Genomic DNA, 20,812 nt, shown 5'->3' with positions numbered 1-20,812 from the left:
TCCCTGAGCGCTTCGGCCGGAGCCCGTGCCGGGTTACATCCTCGCGTCATCGTGCGGACTTCACCCGCGCGACAGGCCGCTCTCCTCCAGCGCCTTGAGATAGGCGCCGAACTTCTCCTCCTGCTCGACGCCATAGGCGTGGAGCAGCGGCCAGGTGTAGATGCCGGTGGAATGGCCGTCGTCGAAGATGAGCCGCACCGCGTAATTGCCCACCGGCTCCACCTGCGCGATGCGCACGGCGCGCTTGCCGGCGACGAGGATCTTCTCCTCCGGATTATGGCCCTGCACCTCGGCGGAGGGGCTTTCCACCCGCAGATATTCGGCCGGCAGGGTGAAGCTCTGGCCGTCATCGAAGGTGACGGCGAGGGCGTGGCGGTCATTCACCACACGAAGCTCGGTGGGCCATGCCGCGGCGGGGGCAGACGCTGTGGCCATTTTCGTTCTCCAATCGCGCTCGGACGGGACCACACCGCAATGTGTACCGGCCCCGACCCTATCCATGGGTTGCTTGCATACGATATATAGAGCGTGCGCCGAAGTCCGCGCACTGCCGCAGCCGCCTTGGGAATCTCCCGGCAGGCCGGCGGCGCCGGGCCTTCGAGATCGGCGGAGAAGCCGGCGGGAGAGGCGGCGCAGGGTGGATGTGGGAGTGGTCTCGTGAGTGATGTGCCAAGGGATCTGATCGACAGGCCAAGCGTGGCGGCGGCGGCTGAGGCCGGACCGCTGGTGGATACGTTCGGCCGCGCCGTCACCTATCTGCGCGTCTCCGTGACCGACCGCTGCGATTTCCGCTGCGTCTATTGCATGGCCGAGCACATGACCTTCCTGCCCAAGCAGGACCTGCTCAGCCTGGAGGAGCTGGACCGCCTGTGCAGCGCCTTCGTGCTGCGCGGGGTGAGAAAGCTGCGCCTCACCGGCGGCGAGCCTTTGGTGCGCCGGGACGTGATGACCCTGTTCCGCAGCCTCTCCCGCCACATGGAAACCGGGCAGCTCGAGGAATTGACGCTGACCACCAACGGCTCCCAGCTTGCCCGCCACGCGGCAGATCTCGCCGCCTGCGGGGTGAAGCGCATCAACGTCTCCATTGATACGCTGGACGTGGCCAAGTTCCGCGCCATCACCCGCTGGGGCGAGCTCTCCAAGGTGCTGGAGGGCGTGAAGGCCGCCAGCGCGGCCGGGCTCAAGGTGAAGATCAACGCGGTGGCGCTCAAGGACGTGAACGAGCACGAGATCGCCTCCATGATGGAATGGGCCCACGGCGAGGGCCACGACCTCTCCCTCATCGAGGTGATGCCGCTGGGCGAGGTGGGCGAGGAGCGGGTGGACCAGTATCTGCCACTGTCCGACGTGCGCGCACGGCTGGAAGAGCGCTTCACCCTCACCGATATTGATTATCGCACCGGCGGGCCGGCGCGCTATGTGGAGGTGAAGGAGACCGGCGGACGGCTGGGCTTCATCACGCCCATGACCCACAATTTCTGCGAGGGCTGCAACCGGGTGCGCGTCACCTGCACCGGCACGCTCTATATGTGCCTCGGCCAGGAGGATGCGGCCGACCTGCGGGCGCCGCTGCGGGCCTCGAAGGATGATGCCCTGCTGCAGCGGGCCATCGACGATGCCATCTTCCGCAAGCCCAAGGGCCACGATTTCGTCATCGACCGTCGCACCCGCCAGCCGGCGGTCAGCCGGCACATGAGCACCACCGGCGGCTGATCCGCGCCCCTTACCGGCATCGGGCGGTTCTCCGCTCAGGCGCGGCAGGAATTGCGGCGAAGAGGTGGCCGCGGCATGCGGCGCGCGAAGGGCTCGCGCGCGAGCTCCCGGGATTCCGCAAGGCCCGATTTACCTGAAATCAGCTACATCTGGTTCAACTAATCGATGAGGTGCGGACAAGACGTTCGCGCCGTGGGAGCGAACCCCAAGAGGTCGATCGTGAGCCTGCCCCGGGCCGCCGTGCGCCTGTGCGTCGACATGGTCTCCATTGCTGCACACTCCGCCATTGGCCAGGCATCCGCGCCAGCGCGCCGGGCAACGCATCCGGCGGAGTGCGCGGCATGAGCAGCCTTCCCGCAGCGGCAAAGCCCGCCGCCACCGCCGCTCCCTCGGCGGTGAAGGGCGTGGTGGCCATGGGCCTCTCCATGGCGCTGTTCGTCACCAACGATACCTTCCTCAAGCTTGCCATCCGCGAGATCCCGCTCGGCGAGGCCCTCGGCCTGCGCTCGTTCCTGGCCGGCCTGGTGCTGTTCGTGCTGATCGTGCGCGCCGGGGACCTGCCGGCCCTGCGCTATGCATTCCACCCCCGCGTCGTGATGCGCTCCACCCTCGATACGCTGACCACCTTCGTCTATGTGGCGGCGCTGGCGGTGATGCCCATCGCCTCATCCACCACCATCTACATGGCGACGCCGCTCATCACCACGGCGCTGGCCGTGCCCATGCTGGGGGAAAAGGTGGGCTGGCGCAGCTGGTGTGCCATCGTGGTCGGCTTCTGCGGGGCCATCATCGTGACCCGGCCGGATCCCGCCACATTCAACGCCATCGCCATCCTGCCGTTGCTCGCCGCCCTGTTCGGCGCGGTGCGCGACGTGTCCACCCGCGGCATCGGCCGGGAGATTCCCGGCACCGTGGTGGGCTTTTCCGGCACGCTGGTGCTGTGCGCCACCGCCGCGGTCTTCATGGCCTGGGAAAGCTGGCGACTGCCGTCCGTCGCGGTGATGGCCTATATCGTCGCCTCGGGCGTGGCCTTTGCGGGCGGGACGCTGCTGCTGGTCTTCGCCTTCCGCAATGCGCCGGTCGCCTCGGTCTCGCCGTTGCGCTACCTGCTGGTATTCGGCGCGCTGGTGTCGGGCTATTTCGTCTTCGGCGACCTGCCGGATGCCTGGACGACCGTGGGCATGGTGCTGGTGGTGGGGGCTGGGCTCTATGCGGTGCACCGCGAGCATGAGAAGAGCCGGGCGGCGCGCCGTGCCGCAGCGGGCGCCTCGGGTCTCGGCGCATCGGTGCCCAGCTGCCGGCCCGCCGCCGCCTGCGCGCCCTCGCGGGACTGAGCCCTCGTCGCCTGAGCGTCCTCGCCGGCGGAGCCTTATCGAGCGTGCTCCTGGCGCCGGGCGGATGAGGCGTCACGCGGGATCGTGCCCACATGGCGGGGCTTGCACCACGCTCCACATTCAAGAAAGAGAACGCGTTGTCCGATCAGCTTGCGATGCGAGCTGATCGGCGCGTGCCCCAGCCCCGCTATTCCGCGGAGGCTTCCGCGGTGGCGCTGCGGGGCTTGGCCTTGGCGCGGCGCGAGGCGACCTGGTTCCGCTCGCCGCCCGCGCTCACGAACTCGCACCACATGGTCTGGACGCCGGCAAGGGAGCCGCGGAACGAACCGGCCCCGGTCTTCACCAGATCGAAGCAGGGCTCGAAGGTCATGCCTTTGACGAAGCCACACACATTGTCGCCGCGCACGCGCAGGGTGTTGGCGGGCAGGCGGACGAAGCGGGGCTCCTTGTCGGGCATGGTGATCATGCCGGCGACGGAGCCGTCCGGATAGATGCGTCCCGCCCCCTTCGATCCCTCGAAGCAGCTGAAGGAGAACATCTTGCCCACCACGAACTCCCGCGCCTGCTGGGCCGAGAGCTGCTGGGCCGAGGCCGGGACACACGAGAATGCGGCAAAGCCCAAGGCCGCGAGAAGGATGCTGCGCATGGCTCGTTCGCGATTACCTGTTCCGATCCCTCACACGTTGCGCAGAGACCACCGGTTGTTGTCAAGAGTCCGGAACAGCAGGAGAACACGCCGGTCCCCCTGCCGCGTCGGAATTTGCCCGGACCGTGCCCTCAAGGTCGCGGTCCGGCCGGGAGCCGCTGCGCTCACACCGCGGCGGCAACCCGCTGCACCGGGCGCTCCTTGATGGGCAAATTGATGGCGGCGGAGGCAAATGACAGCGCCACCGACAGCCACCACACCCAGGCATAGGAGCCGAACGCCTCGTAGAGCGCGCCGCCGAGCCACACGCCGAGGAAGCCGCCCACCTGGTGGGAGAAGAAGGCAAAGCCGTACAGCATGGCCATGTAGCGGGTGCCGAACATGAGCATCACGAGGCCCGAGGTGGGCGGCACGGTGGACAGCCACAGGAAGCCCATGGCCGCGCCGAACAGGTAGCAGGACATAGGCGTGATGGGCATCAGCACGAACGCGGCGATGGCCACCCCGCGCCCGGCATAGATCCAGGCCAGCAGCCACTTGCGCGAGACCCGGCTGGACAGGTAGCCCGCCGTGAGCGAGCCGATGATGTTGAACAGGCCGATCAGCGCCAGCGTGTAGGCACCCACCGAAAGGCTCACCCCGTTGTCCACCAGGAAGGCGGGCATGTGTACGGTGACGAAGGCGAGCTGGAAGCCGCAGGTGAAGAAGCCGAGCACCAACATCACATAGCTCGGATGGCGCAGCGCCTCGCCGAGAGCGGCGCCGATGCTCTGCTGCGGCGCCTGAACCGCCGCCTCCGATCCGGCCGGGGCCACGCCGCGCGTGGCCAGCGCCAGCGAGAACGGCATGACGATGAGCAGCGATGCGCCGAAGATGATCAGCGTCTCGTGCCAGCCGATGGAATCCATCAGCGCGCGGGTCAGCGGCGGGAACAGGAACTGGCCGAAGGAGCCCGCCGCCGTCGCCGCGCCGAAGCCGATGGACTTCCACTCGTTGGGCAGGAGCTTGCCGAAGGCGGCGAGCACCAGGTTGAAGGACGCCGCGGACAGGCCGAAGCCCACCATCACGCCGGCGGTCAGGTGTAAAAGGCCAGGCGTGGTGGCATAGGCCATGAGCGCGAGGCCGGCGGCATAGAGCAGCGCGCCGGCGCACATCACGCGCACGGTGCCGAACCGGTCCGCCACCGCGCCCGCGAACGGCGAGCCGAGGCCCCAGAGCAGGTTCTGCACCGCCACCGCGAGGCCGAACACGTCGCGGCCCCAGCCGAATTCCTGCGACATGGGCAACAGGAACAGGCCGAAGACGGAGCGCGGGCCGAAGGTGATGAGGGCGATGAGGCAACCGGCCACCAGGATCAGGATGGCGGGGACCGCGCGCCGCGCGCCCGGAGGCGCCGACACTGAGGACGTGGCAGACATGGAACGTCTCGCTGTGCGGCGCCGGTCGGCGCCTTTCACAGCCATTCTATGGATTGGCCAGCCCTATTGAAAATCAATAATCGTCAACGAATCCATGAAGGATGCTCATGGGAGCCTGTCAGAAGGCGCGCTGCGGGGCATGATCCACGGCCGATGAAGGACTTGAGCCCTTGGCCGCGACCCGGATCGACAGCGCCGGAACGGCGCCCGGCGCCCCCGTCGGCATCATGGATCGACGCCGACGGGGGATGACGCATCGTCAGGTCAGCCGCGACGCGGGCCGTCGCCGTGAGGACCATGCGGGCCATGCGGGCCGCCCATGCCGCGGAACTGGTGGCGCAGCATCAGGTTGAGGCGCTGCTTCTGGCTCTCGTCCAGGGTCTTGTAGAGCGGGTCTGCGGCATCCGCGATCTTGCGCAGGTCGGCCGCGCCGGCATCCATGCGGGTGGCCATGGCGCGCATCCGGGCGATGGGATCGGGCGGCGCATTGGACTCGCGGGCCGCCTGACGGGCGGCGCGCGCTTCATCGCGACGGGCCATCCGGTCCTGCGACACCTGCTTCAGCGTCGCTTCCACGCCGGGCCAGAGCTTCTCCTGCTCGGGCGTGAGCTTGAGCGCGGTCTTCAGGGCGACGATGCGCGCATCGGTGAGGATGGCACGGTCCTCGGCGCTGGGATGCCAGCGGCCGCCGGCATCGGGGCCGGCATTGGAATTGGCGGCGAAGGTCGCCGCCGAGCCGGCGATGAGCGCAGCGGCAGTGGCGGCAATGACGGCTCGTTTCATCTGTAGTCCTCCTTCAAGGGACGAAGGAAGCATCGGCTCCGAGCCGCCCGCGGGCAACTTAAAGTTCTGTAATCAACCTTGCGTTACAAGTCGTTACGCTGGGACTTCGCCGGTCACATCCATGCCGTTTCAACGGCACGTTTTTGCCATGACTGTTACGAAACGGCCGCATCGCCGAAGAGGATTTGCCGCGTCAGCGACTGAACGCTCGTTTCGCCCCGCTTGTAACCCCGCCGCTCCATGTCGCACCGCCACGCGCCGGGCGCACCGGAGACGCGGTAGAGGCAGTAGCCGCCCGGACCGCGCTCGGACTCCGGCCCCGCCGAGGCGGAGGGCACGCCCACCACCGGGATCGGCCCGGCCTCCGCGGCGATCTCGCCGAGCGAGGCGCGGTGGTCGTGGCCGTGGATGACCAGCTCCGCCCCGGCTTCCGCCAGCACCGCCCGCACCGCGGCGGCATCGCGCAGGTCGCGATGGAAGGGGCGCTCGCCCACCGGCGGATGGTGGATCATCACCACCCGGAACAGCCCTTCCGCCTTCAGCTGCGCCAGCAGGGCCCCGAGACGGGTGCGCTGGCCGCGGCCCACCTCCCCGCTGGCGAGGAACACGGCGGTGGGCACGGCGGTGGATACGCCCACCACCGCCACCGGACCGCGCCGGCGCACATAGGGAAAGGCGTCCACGTCCACCGGGGTGTGGGGATGGGTGTCGTCGCCGGCGAGGAACGGCGCCCAGTGCTCCAGGTGATAGTGCATGGCCGAGCGCACATAGGCGTCGTGGTTCCCCGGCACCACGGAGACCCTCTCCGGCGCGCCCAGGGAGGCGAGGAAGGTGGCGCCGGTATCGAACTCCGCCGGCAGGCTCACATTCACGAGGTCGCCGGTGACGCAGATGTGGTCCGGCGCGTGGGCGAGGATGTCGGTGATGAGCGGGGCCAGGGTGGCCGCGCCGAAATTGCGCCGCCGCGCGCCGATCCAGTTCATCATACCGAAGAAGCGCTTGCCCAGAAGCTCGGAGATCCGCGCCTCGGGGATGGGTCCGAGGTGGGGATCGGAGAGGTGGGCGAGCACGAACATGGGCGGGACCTCGCTGCAGCCGCGAACGCGGGCCTTATAGCAGATCGCCCGCCCTGTTCACCCCGCCGCCGACCGCCGGGCGCGAGGCGCCGGACCCTCGGCCGCGTCAAGTTGGCCTTGCCGCCATGCCCCCGCACCCTTCATGGTGCAGTGCAGTCGATCAGGTTTCAAAACGCGAGTCCGGTTGCCGTGCGTCGTGCCCTCTCCCTCGCGCTCAGCGCGCTGCTTCTCCCCTCCGTCCTCCACGCCGCGCAGGTTTCCGTGCGCGGCGCCGACATCATCGTGGATGGCAAGCCCTTCATCCCCAACGGCACAAGCGCCGAGACGCGCCTCGGCGAGCTGAAGGCGCTCGGCGCCAACACGATCCGCACCTACGGGCAGGAGCCGGGGGAGATCCTCGACGCCGCCCAGCGCGCCGGCCTGAAGGTGATCGTCGGCTTGTGGCTCGGGCATCCCCGCCTCGGCTTCGACTATGCCAACCGCGCCGCCGTAGCCCAGCAGCTGGAGACGCTGCGCCACATGGTGGAGCGCTATCGCACCCATCCGGCCCTGCTCATGTGGGGCATCGGCAACGAGGTGGAAGTGGACCTCACCCCCGAGGACGCCATGGCCGTGTGGCCGGCCATCGAGGAGGCGGCGAAGCTCGCCAAGACGCTGGACGGCCAGCACCCCACCCTGGTGGCCCTCGCCGAGGTGGGGCAGGACAAGGCCGCCCTGATCAGGCGCCACGCCCCCAGCATCGACGTCATCGGCATCAACGGCTATGGCGACGGACTGCTCACCGCGGTCAAGCGGGCCCGGGCACAGGGCTGGACCGGCCCGCTGATCCTCACCGAGATGGGCGCGCAGGGCCACTGGGACGCGCCCGGAACGCCGTGGGGCGCCAAGCTGGAGCCCACCTCCACCGCCAAGGCCGACCGCGTGCGGCGCTACCTGCTCACGGCCAAGCAGGCGGGGGTGGGCGCCATGCCCTTCCTGTGGGGCCAGAAGCAGGAGGTGACGCCCACCTGGTATTCCCTGCTGCTGCCCACCGGCGAATGGACCGAGACGGTGGAGGCCATGGCCGAATCCTGGGGCGGAACGCCCCCCGGCGGCGCCAACCGGGCGCCGCGCATCCTCGCCCTCACCTTCGCCGGCCCCGTGCGCTTCACCGCCGACAGCGGCACGCAGGTGCGCCTGACGGCCACCGATCCGGACGGCGACCCGCTGCGGATGGACTGGGCGATCATGGCCGAGACCACCGTCCGCAGCGTCGGTGGCGATCCCGAGCCGGTGCCCCCGAGCTTTCCCGCCGGCATCCACGATCCCTCCCCCGTCGGCGTGCGCATCGCCGGCCTGCCGCCGGGCCGCTACCGGGTGTTCGTCACCGTGCGCGACGGCCGCGGCGCCGCCGCCACCGGCAACCTGCCGTTCGAGGTCCAGTGAGCCCCGGAGCACGATCCGCGCGAACGGGACCAGCCTGCGGAACCGGTCGCCCTGCGAATCCCACGGATGGGGATGCGCCCCGGCGCGGGCGGGGGCCGGTCGCGTTATTGCATGACAAAGGGAACAGCTGCGGGAAACCCGCGGCCCGTTTCAGAATGTCATGCATTTTTGGAGGGTTTCATGCCGAAGATTGATCGCCTGATGGTGGGCGAGGCCCTCGTGGGCGAGGGCAACGAGGTCGCCCATATCGACCTCGTCATGGGCCCGCGCGGCTCGTCCGCCGAGACCGCGTTCGTCAATGCGCTGACCAACAACAAGGACGGCTTCACCACCCTGCTCGCCGTGGTGGAGCCCAACCTTCTGGCCAAGCCCGCCACCGTGCTGTTCAACAAGGTGACCATCAAGGACGCCCGCCAGGCGGTGCAGATGTTCGGCCCGGCGCAATATGCGGTGGCCAGGGCGGTCACCGACTGCGTGGCGGAGGGCATCATCCCGGTGGAGGAGGCCGACGACATCTTCATCTGCGTCGGCGTCTTCATCCACTGGGATGCGAGCGACAATGCGAAGATCCAGGCCTTCAACCGCGAGGCCACCCGCATCGCCATCGAGCGCGCGGTGAGCGGCACGCCCCGGCCCACGGACGTGCTGGCACGGATGTCGAGCGCGCGCCATCCCTTCGCCGCCGGCTGATCCCGGTCCGGCCCGCGCGGGCCGATGCGGGCAAACGAAAATGGCGGGCAAACGAAAATGGCGTCCGGCCCGCGAGCCGAACGCCATCTTCAAACACGTGGCCTCAGGCCTTCTGCTCGGCCATCAGATCCTTGGCGAACCACACGCCCGTGCCCGCGAGCACGGCGCCGAACAGGAAGGCCAAAGCCGGCCAGTGGGCGGCCGCAAGGCACAGGCCCATCATCAGGCCCGAAATGGCGCACGACAGGGCGACAACCAGCACCGCCGCGCCCTCGCGCCCCATGCCATCCTTGACGGCGATACTCCTCGCCGCCACACGACCAATGGGCCGGCGCGGCCGACCGTTGGTTTCAAAAGTCACAGCATCCCTCCCGCACCCCGTCGTTCCGGGGACATTGTGTTTGGAACGAGAGTAAAGCAGAAATTGCCACCGACTTCACCCCGTTCCTTGGTTGGAGGGTAATATATTCTTGCCGCAGCGCGGTATATGGCAGCCATTGTCCTGCTGCACTGCAGTATCGCAACAGCCTCTTCTATGACCGTCTCACGCGACGGGCGGACGCGATGTGATTGCCGGGACCGCCATTTTCGCGCCTTGCAGGCAGATCAGGGCCGGCCATGACCGCATATGCATGCGCGAGGAGCCGGCCGGCCGGATGGTTAAGCCTGTTGTGCTTGAAAGTCCCCGGGAGCGCCGGAAAGCGACCGCCTTCAGGGCTCGTCCTTGCCACCGCTGGGATAAGTGGTGGGCGCACTAGGGCTCGAACCTAGGACCCGCTGATTAAGAGTCAGCTGCTCTACCAACTGAGCTATGCGCCCGTTCCGGAGGTGCCCCCGGAAGGAGGCGTCCGTGTAGCAAATGCATTCGGGGCTGGCAAGAGCGGAAGGGGTGGTTTTTCCACAGGCGCGCCATCCGCGCCGGGAACCGGTACCGGGCACCACCCCTCCCGCTCTGCCCTGCCCTATTCCTTGAAGGCCTCCTCGCGGGTCTTCTGCACCGAGGGCAAAAGCACCACCACCAGCGCCGCCACCGCCAGCATCAGCAGGATGGCGGAGATGGGCCGCGTCACGAACACCATGGGGTCGCCGCGCGAGATCAGCATGGCGCGGCGCAGATATTCCTCCAGCATGGGGCCGATGACGAAGCCCAGCAGCAGTGGCGCCGGCTCGCAATCGAGCTTCACCAGCGCATAGCCCAGCACCCCGAACAGGGCCATGGAATAGACGTCGAACGTATTGTTGTTCACGCTGTACACGCCGATGCAGCAGAACGCGATGATCGCCGGGAACATGACATGGTACGGCACAGTCAAGAGCCGCACCCACAGCCCGATCAATGGCAGGTTGAGCAGCACCAGCATGAAATTGCCGATCCACATGGAGGCGATGACGCCCCAGAACAGGTCCGGCTTCTCGGTGACCACGTTCGGCCCCGGCGTGATGCCCTGGATGATCAGGGCGCCGATCATCAGCGCCATCACCGGGTTGGAGGGGATGCCGAGCGTCAGCATGGGGATGAAGGAGGTCTGCGCGCCGGCATTGTTGGCGCTCTCCGGCCCGGCCACGCCCTCGATGGCGCCGCGGCCGAACTCGCGCGGGGTCTTCGAGATCTTCTTCTCGATGGAATAGGACGCGAAGGACGACAGCATGGCCCCGCCGCCGGGCAGGATGCCCAGGAAGGAGCCCAGCGCCGTGCCGCGCAGCACCGGGCCGATGATGCGCTTGAACTCCTCCTTGGTGAGCATCAGGCTCTTCACCTTGGCCGCCACGAGGGAGCGCTCGTGCTCGTCCTCCAGGTTGCGGATGATCTCGCTGATGCCGAACATGCCCATGGCCAAAGCCACGAAATCGAAGCCATCGGAAAGCTCGGGCAAGTCGAAGGTGAAGCGCGGAGTGCCGGTGTAGATGTCCTGGCCCGAGAGGCCCAGCAGCAGGCCGAGCACGATCATGGCGATGGCCTTGACCACCGAGCCCGACGCCAGCGTCACCGAGGCGACAAGGCCCAGCACCATCAGCGAGAAATATTCCGGCGGACCGAACTGCAGCGCCAGATCCGCCAGCGGCGGCGCGAACACCGCGAGCAGGAAGGTCGCCACCGTGCCGGCGAAGAAGGAGCCCAGCGCCGCCGTGGCCAGCGCCGCCCCGGCGCGGCCGTTCTTCGCCATCTGGTGGCCGTCGATGGCGGTCACCACGGACGACGATTCACCCGGCAGGTTGATGAGGATCGCGGTGGTGGAGCCGCCATACTGGGCGCCGTAATAGATGCCCGACAGCATGATGAGCGCGGACACCGGCGGCAGCCCGAAGGTGATGGGCAGCAGCATGGCGATGGTGGCGATGGGGCCGAGGCCCGGCAGCACGCCGATGAGGGTGCCGAGCAGCACCCCCAGGAAGCAGTAGAACAGGTTCTGGAAGGACAGGGCGACAGAGAAGCCGAGGGCGAGATTGTCGAAGAGTTCCATGACCTTCGCTCCTCAGTAGCCGCCGAGCCAGGGGCCGAGCAGGGGCAAAGGCAGGCCCAGCCCCTTGATGAAGACCGCCCAGGCGAACAGCGTCATCGCCGCCGTGATGGCGGTGGCGGTCACCAGATGGAACTTGCGGCTGGCCAGCGCCGAGACGAACACCGAGATGGCGAGCGCCGGCAGGAAGCCGAGGGGTCGCACGGCGAAGCCGAAGAAGACGACCGAGAAGACGATGACGCCGAGCGCCCACCACGCGATGCCGCTCGGCATCTCGCCGGGAAAGCGCAGGCCGTTGACGAGCACGATCAGCCCCAGAAGGCCGAGCAGGCCGGCGAGCAGCAGCGGGAAGAAACCCGGCCCCATGCGCACCGTCGTGCCCATGGGCAGTTCCTGCGTCTGCCAGGCGAACAGCGCCGCGAGCACGAGGAAGAGGAGTCCGGACAGGACATCCCTGGGATTGCGGATGATATGCATGAGCCCCTCGCTCCACCGATTGTTGTTCTGCTTGAGTGTCGCTCCGCGACTGGATCCGGCGCCCGCCCCGGAGCAGCGCGGTTCGCCCGCCGTGCCTTGCCCGTCGCATCCGGGCGCACCCGCCGGCCGGTCTTGCATGGACGGCTGCGCCCGGAGCCCGCCATGCGGACTCCGGGCGATCCGGGCCGCGCGCCACGGGGATGCATCGCACTCCGGGCGGCCGGCACGCGTCCTGCGCCATGGAGGCGGGGATGGACCGAGACGGCGCGTTCAGTCGCCCCGCTCGGGTCCCGCCCCTGCCCTCACTCGCGCCCGGCAGGTCAGTCGGCGTAGACGCCGGCGGCCTGGATGATGGGCTTCCACTTGCCGATCTCGGAGGTCACGAACGCCTTGTGGAAGGCCGGGCTACGGCGATCCTTGAGCTCCGGCTCGGTGCCGAGGTCGGCGAAGCGGGCGATCACCTTGGGGTCATCAAGCGCAGTGCTGAGCGCGGCGTTCAACTTGTCCACGATGTCCTTCGGCGTGCCCTTGGGCACGTAGATGCCGTGCCAGACCGCCACCTCGAAATCCTTCAGCCCGCTTTCCTGCATGGTGGACACGTCGGGCAGGGATTTCACCCGGTCCTTGGTGGTCACCGCATAGGCCTTCACCTTGCCGCCCTTGATCTGGCCGGTGGTGTTGGTGGTCTGGTCGCACATGAGGTCGATCTGGCCGCCCACGAGGTCGTTCATGGCCGGGCCCGTGCCCTGATAGGGCACCGTCGTCATCTGGGCGCCGATGGTGGACATGAACAGCATGCCGCACAGGTGCGAGGCAGAGCCGACGCCCGCATTGCCGTAGGTCACCTTGTCCTTGTTCGCCTTCACGTATTCGATCACCTCGGCCATGGTCTTGGGCGCGAAGCCGTTCTTGGCGATCATGGTCATGGGCACGGCGGTGACGAGGCCCACCGCCTCGAAGTCCGTGGCGGGATTGTAGGGCAGCTTGCGGTAGAGGCTGGCCGCGGTGGCGTGGCCGATATGGTGGAGCAGCAGCGTGTATCCGTCCGGGGCTGCCTTCGCCACCTGGCCCGCGCCACGGGTGCCGCCGGCACCGCCCACATTCTCCACGATCACCTGCTGGCCCAGGGTCTTGGACATGGATTCGGCGACGAGGCGCGCCACCGTGTCGGTCGGCCCGCCCGCGGCGAAAGGCACCACCATGGTGATGGGGCGGCTGGGATAGGTCTGGGCGCCGGCGACAGGGGCAAGACCCGTGGACAGTCCGAGCGCGGCGGCGATGGCGAGCGCCGCTGACAGGATACGCATGGGGGTTTCCTCCTAAAGGGCGTTTCTGGCGAACGCCCTTGCCTCTTTTGAAGGTCGCGTAAGGGCACCCGTCAAGCCCGAAATGGCGTCACCGCGGCGGCTCCCCCGTACCGGCCGGCCCGCAGCGGGGCACCATCCGCCGGCCCCGCCGCCATCAGATCGCCCCGCCACAGCCCAGCCACACGACATAAAATATTGATAATAAAACAATTTTTATCAGGACCGGCATTCGGAGCCGGGCTTCGGCGCCGCCGATTTCCCCTGCCACGAACCTGAGAGGGAAGAAAAATGCGAACATCAAAAGCCCGCGGGCTCTCCCTCAGGCGACCGAGCGGAGCGCCAAAGCAAAAGGCCGCCCCCGGAGGGGCGGCCCTTGTCTTGGTCGCAACGATCCTGACGGTCAGCCCGCGGCGCTTTGCGGGTTCATGGTCTGACGCTTCATCTGCAGCTTGTTGAGGGCGGTGATGTAGGCCTGCGCGGAGGCAACCAGCGTGTCCGGGTCCGCCGAGCGGGCGGTCACGGCCTTGCCGTTCTCTTCCAGCCGCACCGAGACTTCCGCCTGCGCGTCGGTGCCCTCGGTGACCGCGTGGACCTGGTAGAGGTCGAGCTTCACCTGATGGGGCACCAGCGCCTTGATGGCGTTGAAGGTGGCATCCACCGGGCCGTTGCCCTCGGCCTCCTCGGTCTTCACCTGGCCGTCCACCTCCAGCTTCATGGTGGCGCGCTGCGGGCCGCGGGTGCCGGCGATGACCGACAAGGAGATGAGCTTGATGCGATCGTGCGCGGCGGCGATGCCCTGGTCCACCAGCGCCTCGATGTCCTCGTCATAGACCACCTTCTTGCGGTCGGCGAGGTCCTTGAAGCGGGTGAAGGCGTCGTTCAGGGCGTTCTCGCCCAGCTCGTAGCCCATGGTCTTGAGCTTGTCGCGGAAGGCGGCGCGGCCCGAATGCTTGCCCATGACCAGCGAGGTCTTGGAGACGCCGACGCTTTCCGGCGTCATGATCTCGTAGGTCTGGGTATGCTTGAGCATGCCATCCTGGTGGATGCCGCTCTCATGGGCGAAGGCATTCCGGCCGACAATGGCCTTGTTGTACTGCACCGGGAACGAGGTCACCGCCGACACCAGCTTGGAGGCGCGGGTCAACATCCTGGTATTGATGCCCGAGCGATAGGGCAGCACGTCCGAGCGGGTCTCGATGGCCATCACCACTTCTTCGAGCGCCGCATTGCCCGCGCGCTCGCCGATGCCGTTGACGGTGCATTCGATCTGCCGCGCGCCGCCGGCGAGGCCGGCCAGCGAGTTGGCCACCGCCAGGCCGAGATCGTCGTGGCAATGGACCGAGAAGACGGCCTTGTCGGAGTTGGGCACGCGCTCGATCACGGTGCGGAACAGGGCCTCATACTCGGCCGGAGTGGTGTAGCCCACGGTATCGGGAATGTTGATGGTGGTGGCGCCGGCCTTGATGGCGGCTTCCACGCAGCGGCACAGGAAGTCGATCTCGGTGCGGGTGCCGTCCTCGGCCGACCACTCCACGTCCTCCACATGGTTGCGGGCGCGGGTGACTGAGGCCACCACCATCTCCAGCACCTCGTGGGGCTGCTTCTGGAGCTTGTACTTCATGTGCACCGGCGAGGTGGACAGGAAGGTGTGGATGCGCCCGCGCTTCGCGTGCTTCACCGCCTCGGCGCAGCGGTCGATGTCGTTCAGCGCGGCGCGGGAGAGACCGGCGATGGTGGCATTCTTCGCCCGGCGGGCGATCTCCGCCACGCTCTCGAAATCGCCGATGGAGGCGATGGGGAAGCCGGCCTCGATCACATCCACGCCCATCTCGTCGAGGAGCGCGGCCACTTCCAGCTTCTCCTCGAAAGTCATGGAGGCGCCGGGGCACTGCTCGCCGTCGCGCAGGGTGGTGTCGAAGATGATAACCCGGTCGCGATCGGATACGGGCTTGCCGGCGACGGGGGCGGCGGAAGTGTCGGTCATCGGAACGGTCCTTCTGGCGGTCCGGCGGAGCCCTTCATCGGTCGGGCGTGGTTTTGCCGGATCATAAGCCGAAACGGGCGCCGGGTCTTCAACCCGGCGGCGGCGTGTCCCCTGAGTGCCCAGGCGTGTGCCCGGCCGGCCCTCAGGGGCGGCTAAGGAGAAGAAGCGCGCGCAGAATCAGAGCGTTGCCCGGAACCTTGATGGTCCGGGGGGCAGAAGCGGCAGTCTTGGTCGCACGGGACGACACGGGGCGCTCTACTCTTCGCTCGATAGATCGGGAGGAAGCTCATACCGGAGGGATGGCCCGCGCGCAAGGGGCGAGCGCTCGTGGGCGTGGCTCCGCTTGAAATGGAGCGCCGTCACTCCCTCTCCCGCCTGCGGGGGAGGGTTCACCGTGCAACAGCCTGTCCCCGCGCCGCCCAGCGCGCGCGCATGTAGTCCACCGCGAACGGTGCCATCTCACGGGTGATGTCGGCTTCCGAATGCACCACCGCCACGTCGCAAAGCTCCGGCTGGCCCTCCCGTGCCAGGAAGGCGCGGATGCGCGCGGCCAGCGCGTCCGCCGGGGCGTCGAACACGAGACGGCCGAGCAGCGCCACACGCGGGCCGTCGAACAGGCCGGTGAAGCCTTCGTCACGGGCGATATCGGAGGGCAAAAGGCCGGTCTCTTCCTCCAGCTCGCGGAGCATGGAGGCGTGGAGGTCCACCCGCCCCTCGGCGGTGATGTCGGAGGGGTCGGGGGTGCCGCCGGGAAAATAGGTGCGCCCGGCCGAGGCCGTATGCGGCCCCATCACCCCCAGGATGAAGCCGCCATCCACCCCTTCGATGGCCGCGAGGGCGAAGGCATTGACCATGCCGAGGTCGCGCCAGCCCGCGTCGCGCCAGAAGGTGAAGGCGGCAAAATCCGTCTGCCGGAAGCCGCCGGAGAGCACGCCGTCCGAGAAGGCATAATCGCGCAGCAGCAATATGGGACCGTTCCACAAATGCGGATTGTCCGCCGCCCTTTGGGCGAAATGGGCCTCCACCTCGGCGCGGCGGGTGTCCAGCTCCGGCCAGCCGCCCGGCTCGGCGCGCAGGTCAAGCCGATGGACCGGCGCGATGCGCCGGTCCACGTTCCATTTGACCCCCCAGCCGGCGTCGGCGGTCACGCCGCGGCGTCCGCGAGGGTGGGATAGTCGGTATAGCCCTTGGCGCCGCCGCCGTAGAAGGTGTCGCGGTCGGGCTCGTTCAGGGGGGCGTTGCGGCGCAGCCGCTCCACCAGGTCCGGATTGGAGATGAACGGCTTGCCGAAGGCCACGAGGTCGGCCCGGCCCTCGGCGAGCGCGCGCACCGCGAGGTCGAGGTCGTAGCCGTTATTCACCATCCACGGGCCGGTGAAGCGCTTGCGCAGCTGTTCAAAGGAGAAGTCCGGCGCCACGTCGCGCGGGCCGCCGGTAGCGCCCTCCACCACATGGATATAGAGCAGGTGGCGCTTCTCCAGTTCCTCCATCACGTGATTGAACAGCGCCTGGGGATCGGAATCCGTGAGGCCGTTGGCGGGGGATACGGGCGACAGGCGCAGGCCGGTGCGGTTGGCGCCGATCTCTCCGATGATGGTGTCCACCACCTCCAGCAGGAAGCGGGTGCGGTTTTCGATGGAGCCGCCATAATCGTCGGTGCGCTGGTTGGCGCCGTCGCGCAGGAACTGGTCGATCAGGTAGCCGTTGGCGCCGTGGATCTCCACGCCGTCGAAGCCGGCCTTGATGGCGTTGGCGGCGGCGCGGCGATAATCCTCAAGGATGCCGGCGATCTCGGAGCGCTCCAGCGCGCGGGGCTCGGAGGTGTCGGCAAAGCCGTTGTTCACGAAGGTCTTGGTCTCGGCCCGGATGGCGGACGGCGCCACCGGTGCGCCGCCGTCCGGCTGCAGCGCGGTGTGGGACACCCGGCCCACGTGCCAGAGCTGGATGACGATGTGCCCGCCCTTGGCGTGCACGGCGTCGGTCACGGCCTTCCAGCCCTCCACCTGGGCGTCGGTGTAGATGCCGGGGGTGTCCTGATAGCCCTGGCCCTGCTGGGAGATCTGCGAGGCCTCGGTGATGAGCAGGCCGGCATCGGCGCGCTGGGCGTAATATTCCGGTGCCAGCGGGCCCGGCACGAAGCCGGCGCCGGCGCGGTTGCGGGTCAGGGGCGCCATGACGATGCGGTTGGGCAGGGTCATGTCGCCGAGGCGGAAGCTGTCGAACAGGGTGGCTGCGCTCATGGGAAACCCTCCGGACGGGCCTGTGGGAGTGTTGCGATGCAGCACACATAGGAGAGATCCCGGCCGCGCCAAGGTCAAACGGCACGCTATTCCCCACGGGCTCCGTGAGTTCTTTCAAATCCACATATTGATAAGGCTCAGATGTGCAGCACCCCTTCGGCGATCACCACGGCGGAGCCGCCGATGGTGGCGTCCAGCACCTGCCCGCCCTTCACCGTGAAGCCGAGATCCATCCGGCTGGGACGCCCCATCTCGAAGCCCTGGTCGATGCGCACCTTGTGGTGGCCGTCCACCCGGTTCTCGGCGTCGAGGAGGACGCAGGGAAAGGCGGCCGCGGCGGCGCCGGTGGCGGGGTCCTCCTCGGTGCCGAGGCCGGGGGAGAACATGCGGGCGCGGAAGTCGGCGTCGCCCTCCTCGTCCAGCGTGTAGAGGTAGAGCGCCTCGCCGAAGCCACCGAGCGAATTGATGAAGGCCGCCTCGTCCGGCCGGGCGCGGGCGAGCGCGGTGAGGTCGGCCAGCGGCACGAACAAGAACGGCACGCCGGCCGAGGCCACCACCGGCCGGTGGGCGTCGAAGCCGATGTCGCTCTCGTCGAGGCTCAGCGCCTCGGCGCAGGCGGCGCGGGAGATGTCCACCTCCTCCAGCTCGCCCTTGCGTGGCACGGTGAACACCGCCGCCCCCTTGCGCGAGCCCGCGCCTTGGCCGGCTCCCTGGCCGGCCCCTTGCCCCATGCCTTGGGTCGTCACCTCGCAGGTGACGGTGCCGATGGGCTCCTCGATCCTCAAGGTGCCCTTGGCGAGATTGTCCTCCAGCGCCAGCAGCACCGCCGCCCCCACGGTGGGATGGCCGGCGAACGGCATCTCGTGGGCCACCGAGAAGATGCGGATGCGCGCCCGGTTGGCCGGATTCTTCGGCGGCAGCACGAATACCGTCTCGGAGACGTTGAACTCGCGGGAGATCTGCTGCATGGCCGCGTCGTCGAGCCCCTGGGCGTCGAGCACCACGGCGAGCGGATTGCCCCCGAACGGGCGGGAGGTGAACACATCCAGGGTCACGAAGCGGCGCGGCATTGGGATCAGGTCTCGACGCTCGGCGGAAGGACACCCCCGCGCCCCTGCGCACGGTTCTTCAGAATCGCGGCCGCCACCGGCGGCTGCCACATTTCTGCCTCAGATCACCGAGGCGGAAAAGAGCCGGGAAGGCCGCACGAACTCATCCTGGGCCTCCACCAGCAGCAATTCTCGAGACTGTGCCTTTTCCGTCCGCTCCAGCACCCCGTAAATGGAGGATGCGGCGGCGGAAACCGCCTCGGCGGTCGATCCCGTGCGCTGCACGTGGAAGAAGAACAGGGCGGCGATGGCGTCCCCCGCCCCGTTGAGCGAGACCGCCAGGCGCGGCGTGCGCACCAGGAAGCGCCCGTCCGGCCCCGAGGCGATCAGGTCGATGCAGTCGGGCGGCGTCTCCGCCACATTGAGGCTGGTGACGAGGATCACCTTCGGCCCCCGCGCATGCAGGGCGTCGCAGGCGGCGATGGCATCGTCGAGATAGGCGCAGGCGCGGCCCGAGAGCAACTCCAGCTCGAACTGGTTGGGGGTGATGACATCCGCCGCCGGCACCGCCAGGTCACGCATCAGCTCGGCGATGCCGGGGCGCACGAAAATGCCGCGGCCCACATCGCCGATCACCGGGTCGCAGCAATAGGCGGCGTTGCGGTTGGCCGCCTTCACCCGCGCCACCGCGTCGAGGATGGCGGCGCCGATGTCCGCCGAGCCCATGTAGCCGGAGAGCACGCCGTCGCAGCGCGGCAGCACGCCGCGCTCGGTGATGCCTTCCACCAGCTCGCCGATGACCTGCGCCTCGAACACCTGCCCCCGCCACGCGCCATAGCCGGTATGGTTGGAGAACTGCACGGTGTTGATGGCCCACACCTCCACCCCGAGCCGCTGCAGCGGGAACACGGCGGAGGAATTGCCCACATGGCCGTAGGCGACATGGGACTGGATGGAGAGGACGTTCATGGGCTTTCGATCCTGCGATCAGGGCGCCATCCGATGGCCGGCGCCCCATTCCCGCCGGTTAGCCTGCCGCCGCACCCTTCTCAAATGGAATCTGGTGATCCACGGCCATGCTCGCGCTGATGTTTCGGCGCGCAACAGGTCGTGACCGCCGCGCACTGGCCAAGGGCGGCCGACGAGCCTATGCCCAAGCACGATCCTTCGCACCTGTCGAGTGTCCCGTGTCCGTCCGATCCGCCTTTTGCCTCGCGCTTCTGCTGCTGCCCCTCTCCGTTCCGGTTCTCGCCGGGCCGGCGGCGGGCCCCGCCTGCTTTGCGCCAGCAGCACTGGCGGCGCGGCCGGGCGAGGAGATCGTGCGCCCGCGCGCCGGTGGCCCGGTGAACCTGCCCGACATGGCGGCGCCGTCTTTGCCCCCGGTGCCGGCCGCCCTGCGCGGCTCCATCCGCCGGGTGGACCTGCCGGCGGGGCAGAAGCTGGTCGCCCTCACCTTCGACCTGTGCGAGGCGTCGGGCGAGATTTCCGGCTATGACGGGGCCATCGTGGACTATCTGCGCGCCGAGGGGGTCGCGGCGACCTTCTTCGCCGGCGGCAAGTGGCTGATGAGCCATGCCGAGCGCGGCGACCAGCTCACCGCCGACCCCCAGTTCGAGATGGGCAACCACACCTGGTCCCACGCCAACCTCACCGTGCGCACCGGCGACGCCATGCGCCGGCAGGTGGACGACGCGGACATCGCCCTTGCCCTGCGCCGCAGCGAGGTCCAGGCCAGGGGCTGCATGCTGCCGAGCGCATCGGCGCAGGGCACCGGCGGCGGCGCCCTGTTCCGCTTCCCCTACGGCTCGTGCAGCGCCGAATCCCTGAACTATGTGAACGACAGCGGCCACCTCGCCATCCAGTGGGACGTGGATTCGGGCGATCCCGCCTTCATCGGGGCCAAGGGCATGGCCGAGGACATGCTGCGCGGCATCCGGCCCGGCTCCATCGTGCTCATGCACGCCAACGGACGCGGCAAGCACACCGCCGAGGCGCTGAAGATCCTGATCCCGGCGCTCAGGGCCAAGGGCTACCGCTTCGCCACCGTGGGCCAGCTTCTGGCGGCGGGACGGCCGGTGATCGCCGACACCTGCTATTCCCTGAAGCCCGGCGACACCCGCGTCTATGACGACGCGGCGCGCGGCGGCAAACGCATCCTGCCGGCGCAATAAGGCGGCGGGAGAGCGCCCCCAGGCCCGAACGGAGGCCAGCC

19 protein-coding genes and 1 tRNA gene are annotated in these 20,812 nt (G+C 68.5%); 5 read left to right on the top strand and 15 right to left on the bottom strand.

Annotation, left to right across the window (positions count from 1 at the left end; all coding sequences use genetic code 11):
* Nucleotides 1–60: 60 nt before the first annotated feature.
* Nucleotides 61–435, bottom strand: a complete 375-nt coding sequence (locus tag K9U40_RS14075; RefSeq protein WP_282890802.1) for a DUF971 domain-containing protein — start codon at nt 433–435, stop codon at nt 61–63.
* A 231-nt stretch (nt 436–666) separates the two neighbouring features.
* Between K9U40_RS14075 and moaA the strand changes: the two genes are divergently transcribed.
* A complete protein-coding gene (gene moaA, locus K9U40_RS14070) occupies nt 667–1,713 on the top strand; it encodes a GTP 3',8-cyclase MoaA (RefSeq protein WP_282890807.1) in 1,047 nt (348 codons plus the stop codon).
* Nucleotides 1,714–2,054: 341 nt separating this feature from the next.
* Nucleotides 2,055–3,047 (top strand): DMT family transporter, encoded by a 993-nt coding sequence (locus K9U40_RS14065; protein ID WP_282890801.1) that lies wholly within the window; start codon nt 2,055–2,057, stop codon nt 3,045–3,047.
* 187 nt (nt 3,048–3,234) lie between these two features.
* On the opposite strand, the gene K9U40_RS14060 is transcribed toward K9U40_RS14065, so the two are convergent.
* From K9U40_RS14060 to K9U40_RS14045, 4 genes are all read right to left on the bottom strand, one after another.
* The gene (locus tag K9U40_RS14060) at nt 3,235–3,693 is read right to left on the bottom strand and encodes a hypothetical protein (protein WP_282890800.1); all 459 of its coding nucleotides are present in this window, start codon (nt 3,691–3,693) and stop codon (nt 3,235–3,237) included.
* Between the two features lie 164 nt (nt 3,694–3,857).
* On the bottom strand, nt 3,858–5,111 hold the full coding sequence (locus K9U40_RS14055) for an MFS transporter (RefSeq protein WP_282890799.1): 1,254 nt from the start codon (nt 5,109–5,111) through the stop codon (nt 3,858–3,860).
* Between the two features lie 264 nt (nt 5,112–5,375).
* Nucleotides 5,376–5,894: a Spy/CpxP family protein refolding chaperone gene (locus K9U40_RS14050; RefSeq protein WP_282890798.1), complete on the bottom strand. Its 519-nt coding sequence runs from the start codon at nt 5,892–5,894 to the stop codon at nt 5,376–5,378.
* Nucleotides 5,895–6,049: 155 nt separating this feature from the next.
* Entirely contained in the window at nt 6,050–6,970 is a 921-nt protein-coding gene (locus K9U40_RS14045; protein WP_282890797.1) for a metallophosphoesterase family protein, read from the bottom strand.
* Between the two features lie 189 nt (nt 6,971–7,159).
* Between K9U40_RS14045 and K9U40_RS14040 the strand changes: the two genes are divergently transcribed.
* Nucleotides 7,160–8,395 (top strand): glycosyl hydrolase, encoded by a 1,236-nt coding sequence (locus tag K9U40_RS14040; RefSeq protein WP_282890796.1) that lies wholly within the window; start codon nt 7,160–7,162, stop codon nt 8,393–8,395.
* Between the two features lie 180 nt (nt 8,396–8,575).
* Nucleotides 8,576–9,085, top strand: a complete 510-nt coding sequence (gene fae, locus K9U40_RS14035) for a formaldehyde-activating enzyme (protein WP_282890795.1) — start codon at nt 8,576–8,578, stop codon at nt 9,083–9,085.
* Between the two features lie 103 nt (nt 9,086–9,188).
* Here the strand turns inward: fae and K9U40_RS14030 are convergent, their stop codons facing one another.
* From K9U40_RS14030 to pdxY, 10 genes are all read right to left on the bottom strand, one after another.
* On the bottom strand, nt 9,189–9,368 hold the full coding sequence (locus K9U40_RS14030; RefSeq protein WP_282890794.1) for a hypothetical protein: 180 nt from the start codon (nt 9,366–9,368) through the stop codon (nt 9,189–9,191).
* Between the two features lie 460 nt (nt 9,369–9,828).
* Nucleotides 9,829–9,904: transfer RNA gene (locus K9U40_RS14025), tRNA-Lys, on the bottom strand.
* Between the two features lie 143 nt (nt 9,905–10,047).
* Nucleotides 10,048–11,547, bottom strand: a complete 1,500-nt coding sequence (locus K9U40_RS14020; RefSeq protein WP_282890793.1) for a tripartite tricarboxylate transporter permease — start codon at nt 11,545–11,547, stop codon at nt 10,048–10,050.
* 12 nt (nt 11,548–11,559) lie between these two features.
* Nucleotides 11,560–12,021 (bottom strand): tripartite tricarboxylate transporter TctB family protein, encoded by a 462-nt coding sequence (locus tag K9U40_RS14015; RefSeq protein ID WP_282890792.1) that lies wholly within the window; start codon nt 12,019–12,021, stop codon nt 11,560–11,562.
* Nucleotides 12,022–12,341: 320 nt separating this feature from the next.
* Entirely contained in the window at nt 12,342–13,328 is a 987-nt protein-coding gene (locus K9U40_RS14010; protein ID WP_282890791.1) for a tripartite tricarboxylate transporter substrate binding protein BugD, read from the bottom strand.
* Between the two features lie 400 nt (nt 13,329–13,728).
* Nucleotides 13,729–15,312 (bottom strand): 2-isopropylmalate synthase, encoded by a 1,584-nt coding sequence (locus K9U40_RS14005; RefSeq protein WP_282890790.1) that lies wholly within the window; start codon nt 15,310–15,312, stop codon nt 13,729–13,731.
* A 389-nt stretch (nt 15,313–15,701) separates the two neighbouring features.
* Entirely contained in the window at nt 15,702–16,460 is a 759-nt protein-coding gene (locus K9U40_RS14000) for an NUDIX hydrolase (RefSeq protein ID WP_282890789.1), read from the bottom strand.
* Nucleotides 16,457–17,551: an alkene reductase gene (locus tag K9U40_RS13995; protein WP_282890788.1), complete on the bottom strand. Its 1,095-nt coding sequence runs from the start codon at nt 17,549–17,551 to the stop codon at nt 16,457–16,459. Before K9U40_RS13995 ends, K9U40_RS14000 begins: the two co-directional genes overlap by 4 nt.
* A gap of 137 nt (nt 17,552–17,688) precedes the next feature.
* Complete coding sequence (locus K9U40_RS13990) at nt 17,689–18,621, bottom strand: PhzF family phenazine biosynthesis protein (RefSeq protein WP_282890787.1); 933 nt, start codon at nt 18,619–18,621, stop codon at nt 17,689–17,691.
* Between the two features lie 99 nt (nt 18,622–18,720).
* Nucleotides 18,721–19,569, bottom strand: a complete 849-nt coding sequence (gene pdxY / locus K9U40_RS13985; protein ID WP_282890786.1) for a pyridoxal kinase PdxY — start codon at nt 19,567–19,569, stop codon at nt 18,721–18,723.
* A gap of 218 nt (nt 19,570–19,787) precedes the next feature.
* Here pdxY and K9U40_RS13980 point away from each other — a divergent pair, with 218 nt between their 5' ends.
* Nucleotides 19,788–20,771, top strand: a complete 984-nt coding sequence (locus K9U40_RS13980) for a polysaccharide deacetylase family protein (protein ID WP_282890785.1) — start codon at nt 19,788–19,790, stop codon at nt 20,769–20,771.
* Nucleotides 20,772–20,812 lie beyond the last annotated feature (41 nt).

Origin of the sequence: Xanthobacter autotrophicus (assembly GCF_030015065.1) — a bacterium.
Taxonomy (GTDB): Bacteria; Pseudomonadota; Alphaproteobacteria; order Rhizobiales; family Xanthobacteraceae; genus Xanthobacter; species Xanthobacter autotrophicus_D.
This window is presented reverse-complemented; position numbering and strand designations above follow the sequence as displayed.